This is a genomic window from Nitrospirillum iridis, from assembly GCF_014205765.1.
Taxonomy (GTDB): Bacteria; Pseudomonadota; Alphaproteobacteria; order Azospirillales; family Azospirillaceae; genus Nitrospirillum; species Nitrospirillum iridis.
The window spans coordinates 258,017-264,089 of sequence record NZ_JACIIZ010000012.1; the positions used below are offsets into that span (position 1 = coordinate 258,017).

Here is a 6,073-nt window from a genome sequence, read left to right on the forward strand (position 1 = left end):
CCTGTTCGAGAGGCCCCCGATCAATCAGTGGGCCGCCGCCTGGGCGTCCTTCATCGCCTGATACTTGGCGAGGTTGGCCATCATGATGTCGGCGATGAACTGCTTGGGCAACGGCGGCGGGCCGCCACTGGCGTTGCTGATGACGGTGGCACCGTTCTGCGGGGTGGTGGCCCCGGGCGAGCCGGCGGGCGGCACGGCGCTGGCCGACAGGGTGCCGCCGGCGGCGGGCTGGGACGGGCTCCACTGCGGTGACGGCGGCTGGGCACTGGCCCCCATGGGGGCCGGGGAACCGTTGATGCTGGCCGAGGCGGCGGTGGCCTGGGCCAGCAGGGTGGCGGTGTCCTGGCCCATGGCGTTGTTGTAGGCCTGGATGGCCTGGGGCACCGTGGTCGTGCGCTGGTCGGCCGCCACGCCGCCGCCGTCCATCAGCTGGATCATGGCCGGGTGGGAGGTGGCGGCGGTCGCCGGCGGCACCACGGCCTGGAACGGCTGGGCGGATGCGACGGGACGGGCCGCCGTCGCGACAGACTGGGTCGGAACGGCCGCCTGGGCCGGCGAGGCACCAGCGGTGGACTTGATGTTCTGGATATAACTGGGCGCGACCAGCGTGCGGCTGGTGGGTGCGCCGGCACCGGCCCCCGCCATGGCGCGATAGTTGGACAGCGTCAGGCCGTGGGCCGCCTGCTTCTGGCCCAGATGCGTCCCGGCGCCGTTGGAGTTGCTGGAGGCGGGGTTGGCCGCCGCCGCCATGGCGGCGGCCTGCGCCGGCATCAACTGCGGCGCGGCGCCGGTGGGCATGGATTGGGTGCCCACGCCGATGTTGGCGGCGGCATTGGCGGCCTGCGCCATCGCCTGGGCGGCATTGGTCACCTGGCTGGCCTGCTGGGCCAGCGCCTGGGTGGGGTTGCCCGGCGATGGGGCGTTCACCGCCATGGCCGGGACGGCCGCCAGGTTGGGGAAGGCCTGACCCTGGGCCCTCAGCGCGCCGGCCGGCGTGGCCAAGCCCGGCACCGAGCCGGCGGGGACGGAACCGGTCCGCACCATCTGCCCGGGTGCTGGCTGGCCGGTCGCGGATTGGCCTGGGTTGGGCGCCGAGGTGGCGGCCAGGACCGGCGCGGCCCCGGGCACCTGCGGTTCCAGAACCATGGATTCGACGGTCGGCACCGGGGCACGGTCGGCCGTGGGGGCCTTGTCGGGTTCCGGCTGCGGCCGGCCACCGGACCGGCCCTTGCCGCCGTCATCGTCCTCCGGCTCGGCCGTGACCTGGCCGACCTTGTGATGATGGCCCAGGCCCAGGGCGTCCATGACATGGCCGCCGACATCCTCGCCCGTCTCCTCCTCGACGATGGCGTCGCCGGTGGCGAGCGCCATGCCGATGGGGCCGCCATAGAGCAGCCCGCCCAGGATCTTGGCCGGCGCCTTGATGGTGTCGCCCGTGATCTCCCGGTAGAGGGTGCTGACGACGGGGATGTGCTGCAGGGGGTTGATGATATCCACGACGTCCCAGAAGGACATGTGGTTGTCCTTGGTCGCCTTGGCGGCGGTCAACGCCGCCCCGGCCTGCCCCGGCAGCGTGCCGGCCTGCGCCGTCGCCTGCTGGGCGACCTGTTGGCCCAACTGGTCCTGGAAGTCGCCCGACGCCGTCCCCTGGCCGGCGGACGCGGCCGTGGCGTTGCCCGCCGTGAGGGCGGGATCGGGGTAGGGCGACGACAGGGCAGACTGGACGCTGGGGGTCATGGGGCTTTCTCCTGCACCCACCCCCTAAAGCAAGCGATATGCCAGTCTAAGGTCCTATATATTCCATAGGGTTAGAGTGCCCCCCACCCAACGCCCCCATCCCATCGGCAGATTCAACCGGGCGGCATCTGCCGGATTTCGCGGGGGCGGCACGCCCCTGCCCTCACAGCAGATGACCGGCCTTTTCCGCCTTGGTGCGCAAATAGGCGATGTTATGGCCGTTGGCGGGGAAGATGTGGGGAACGCGGTCCACCACCTGCACACCCCACCGGGCCAGCTGCGCCAGCTTGTCCGGGTTGTTGGTCATCAGGCGGACGCTGGTGAAGCCCAGGGCCTTCAGCATGGTGGCGGCCGGCAGGTAGGTACGCTCGTCCGCCTCGAAGCCCACCATCAGGTTGGCATCGACCGTGTCGGCGCCGGCATCCTGCAGGCGGTAGGCGCGCAGCTTGTTCATAAGGCCGATGTTGCGGCCTTCCTGGGCCAGGTACAGCACCACGCCGCTGCCCTGCGCGGCGATCTCCCGGATGGCGCCACGCAGTTGGGCGCCGCAATCGCACCGCAACGATCCCAGCAGGTCGCCGGTGAAGCATTCGGAATGCAGGCGGGCCAGCACCGGCCGCGCCGGGTCCGGGTTGCCGATCAGGATGGCCAGATGCTCAACCCCGCCATCGGGGGCGCGGAAGGCGATGAGCCGCGTATCCTCCGCATCCAGCAGCGGCACCGCCGCCTCCACCACTTGGCGCAGGCTGGCCTCGCCCGCCGCCTGGTAGGCCTGGACGTCGGCGCCCTTCACGGTCAGCACGTCATGGCGTTCCGCCACCTCGGCGGCGCGGGCAGCCGGCACCTCCGCCGCGACGATCGCGGGCAGCAGACGCGCCAATTTGACCAGCTGCAAGGCCTCGCCCTCCGCCGACGGCCAGGGCCGTACCGTGGCCGCCGGCGCCAGCGCCGCCGGGCCGGGCCGGGTGGGATCGGCCAGCAGGCGCACCAGATCGGGCGTCAGCCCCTGGGCCGGGGCGATGACCACCGCGACGGCGCCCATGGGATCGGCCTGGGCGGGGTCGACGGCGGCGGCCAGCACACCGGCGGCCAGCGCGCGCTTGTCCGTCACCACCAGGGCGGGTTCGGCGCCGCCCGCCTGGGCCGCGGCCTGGCGCACCAGGGCAAGGGAGGGGGCGTCCGCCATTTCGGCGGCGCGCAGCAACAGGGCGCGCCCATCCGACCCGCGCAGCAGCACCAGATCGCCGCGCCGCAGTTCGGACAGCGCGCGCTGGACGGACCGGCTGGCGGTCCGCAGCAAGGGCGAAATCGGTTCAGCGGCGAGCGACATGCGGGGACATCCAAGGCGGCGCGAAAAGAAAGAGAGCAATGCGGAAAAAAGGGCGTAGGGCAGCAGATGGTCATTTCCCCCGCTCGGCGCAAGCCGGCCCTGAAGGCCCGTCCCGCGTGGCGGCCACGGTATCGGTCCCCGGGGTGGAGGGGAAAGCGCAAGCGTTGCATGGGACCTAGACCACCGGGGGTGGCCCGGGAGGGAGGGGATCGTCCCGTCCCGCGCAAATCACACCGGGGATATGACCCATAGCACCATGGCTTTTGCCGACCAAAGATACCACAGTACCAGTTGTATTTCTTGACGATGGGTGACCGGGCCGCAGCGGTCGGCACCAGGCAACCACCGGACGAAATACTGCTCCATTCGCTCTTTTCATCCGTTTCCGGCCGGCGCGCTGGCCCCGTTACTTCAGGACCCAACACGGATGTTCCGTGCCCCAACCCCGGCCCGCCCCGTCACCCCGTCCCGGCCCGCCAGTCCGCCGCCCCTGTGCGGCGTTGCCGGGGAGGGGCGCGCATGATCCAGCCGCAGGTCATGAGCCGTGACTGGCACGCCCTGCGCGAACCGCTGGACGACCGGGCGCGGGCCATCGAACTGGCCTGGGAATTCGCCCGCATGGTGCCATCCCGGCCCCACATCCTGGACCTGGGCGCCGGGCTGGGCGCCAATGTCCGCCATCTGCTGCCCCGCCTGGGGCGCATGATCCAGGATTGGACGCTGATGGACACCGACGCCGCCATCCTGGGCGGCGTGGCGGAGCGCATGCAGCGTTGGGCCCATGAACTGGGTTGGGGCATGAGCCGCACCACGGCGGATGGCACGGTGGGGGAACTGGTCCTGTTCGGCGACGACATGCGCAGCCGCCTGACCTTGGTTCAGCAGGACATGTCGACCGACCTGCACGATCTGGGCATCCAGCGCCATGACGGTGTGGCGGGCAACGCGTTTTTCGACCGCATCTCGGCGGAATGGCTTGATCATTTCGTTATCGAACTGACGGCCAGCGGCCTGCCACCAGTGCTGGCCACCTGTGTGCAGGACGGGCGCATGCTGTGGCGTCCCGAGGATCCGGACGACGGCATGGTGCTGGAACTGGCCGCTGCGGCCGCCCGGCGCGACTTCGGCTTCGGCCCCCCACTGGGCGATCAGGCCGCCACCGCGCTGGTGGCCAAGCTGGAAGCCGCGGGCTATCGCCTGGATGGCGCCCGGTCGGACTGGCGGTTGTCAGGGGTACGGTCGCGCCAGGCCCACCTGGACCTGGTGGACCTTCTGGCGTCCCAGGCTGAAGCCCACGATCCCGCCATGAGCGACCACATCGCCGCCTGGCGGGAACGGCGCCGGGACGCCGTCACCAGGGCGGAGCTGACCGTCGGTCATGCCGACATCCTGGCGCGGCGGTGAGGCCCTTCGACGACGCCGTCCGACAGCCGTATACCGACCGGCCGGGCACCGACAGCCGTGCGAACAATCCGCCCCCATGGTAAGAAGGCGGCTGAAAGCCCCTTCCGCCTCCCCCCGTTTAGTCCAGGCCGATGACGACCCCAGGCGCCAAAAAGCTCTTGCTGATTGAGGATGACGAAACGCTGCGCCACCTTCTGGCTGAGCAGCTGACGGCCCTGGAAGAGTTCGACGTGCACCTCGCCGGCGACGGCGCCGCGGCCCTGGCCGCCGCGCGGTCGCACTGGTTCGACGCCATCCTGCTGGCCAGCCGCCTGCCGGACATGGAAGGAAGCGCCGTCTGCGCCGCCTTGCGCGAGGCGGGAACCGACTGCCCCATCCTGCTGATGGCGGCCGAGGGGGAAGCGGACGTGGCCGGGTGCAGCGACCGTCTGGTCAAGCCCTTCCGCATCGGCGCCCTGCTCGCCAAGCTGCGCCAGCATGCGCGGCCAACCGGCGGGGACGACGCCACCATCCTGCGCATTGGACCCTATGAGTTCCGCGCCCTCACCCGCACCCTGCGATCCACCGACGATGGGGTGGAGACGCGGCTGACCGACAAGGAAGCCCAGATCCTGGCCTATCTCCATCGCGCCGAGGGCACCGTCGTCAGCCGGGAACGGCTGCTGGACCAGGTATGGAATTACAATGAGGGTGTCGCCAGCCATACCCTGGAAACCCACATCTACCGCCTGCGGCAGAAGATGGAGCGGGACCCGGCCAACGCCGTCCTGCTGGTGACCGAACCCGGCGGATATCGGCTGGTCTTATGAAAATGATCCCTGTTCGGCTGGCGCGGGCGGCCTTCGCCTGCCTGCTGCTGGCGCTGGCCGCCTGCGGTGGTACGCCCAAGCCCTTTCCCACCGCCCCGTCGGAGGCTGACCTGCCCCCGGCCAACACCGCCGCCATCCGCCGCGTCGTGCTGGTGCATCCGCCCAGCAAGGAGAAGGTGGACGTCACGTACTGGCATGACGGCGCCTATGACGCCCACGCCATGGCCGAGGTCGCCCGCATCATGCGCGATCGCCGTACGGGCGAGATCCATGAGATCGACCCGGCGCTGATGGACTTCATCAGCGGTGTCATCCTGCGCGCCAGCCTGCCCGCCAGCACCCAGGTGGACATCCTCTCAGGCTACCGCTCACCGGAGACCAACGCCGCCCTGGTCAAGGTCAACCGCAACGCGGCCCGCGAGAGCTTCCACATGCAGGGCCGTGCCGCGGACATCCGCATCCCGGCCCTGAAGGGCGACGCCATCACCGAGATCGCCAAGACCATGCAGCGCGGCGGCGCCGCCTTCTACGACGGCAGCGGTCATACCCATGTGGATACGGGGCCCGTACGCACTTGGGCGACATACTCGACGCGTTAGATGAAGAGTGGGCCCGGGAGATCACCCCCGGGCCCATCCTGGAAACGATAGCTGTGTCTCTGCGCGAGCAGCTTCACGCCCAAAGGCGATTCCGCCCTCGATAGCGTCCGTCAAGCTGGTGTAAAAGCGGCGCGCGTTTGAGGTGGCCGTTGGTCAGGCGGCTTTGGGTGAGAATGTGACGGCTGGGACAGTTT

The 6,073-nt window shown here is 70.3% G+C and carries 5 protein-coding genes; 3 read left to right on the forward strand and 2 right to left on the reverse strand.

From position 1 onward, the window contains the following. Positions 1-24 precede the first annotated feature (24 nt). Together FHS74_RS20870 and ribA are read right to left on the reverse strand one after the other, a co-directional pair. Positions 25-1,737: a hypothetical protein gene (locus FHS74_RS20870; protein WP_184804483.1), complete on the reverse strand. Its 1,713-nt coding sequence runs from the start codon at positions 1,735-1,737 to the stop codon at positions 25-27. A gap of 163 nt (positions 1,738-1,900) precedes the next feature. Further along, positions 1,901-3,067, reverse strand: coding sequence for a GTP cyclohydrolase II (gene ribA / locus FHS74_RS20875; protein ID WP_184804485.1), 1,167 nt, complete (start codon positions 3,065-3,067; stop codon positions 1,901-1,903). A 519-nt stretch (positions 3,068-3,586) separates the two neighbouring features. Between ribA and FHS74_RS20880 the strand changes: the two genes are divergently transcribed. From FHS74_RS20880 to FHS74_RS20890, 3 genes are all read left to right on the forward strand, one after another. Beyond that, positions 3,587-4,471 (forward strand): hypothetical protein, encoded by an 885-nt coding sequence (locus tag FHS74_RS20880; RefSeq protein WP_184804488.1) that lies wholly within the window; start codon positions 3,587-3,589, stop codon positions 4,469-4,471. Between the two features lie 158 nt (positions 4,472-4,629). Beyond that, on the forward strand, positions 4,630-5,280 hold the full coding sequence (locus FHS74_RS20885) for a response regulator transcription factor (protein ID WP_246463261.1): 651 nt from the start codon (positions 4,630-4,632) through the stop codon (positions 5,278-5,280). Positions 5,281-5,282: 2 nt separating this feature from the next. Beyond that, the gene (locus FHS74_RS20890; RefSeq protein WP_184804494.1) at positions 5,283-5,879 is read left to right on the forward strand and encodes a YcbK family protein; all 597 of its coding nucleotides are present in this window, start codon (positions 5,283-5,285) and stop codon (positions 5,877-5,879) included. Positions 5,880-6,073: the final 194 nt, after the last annotated feature.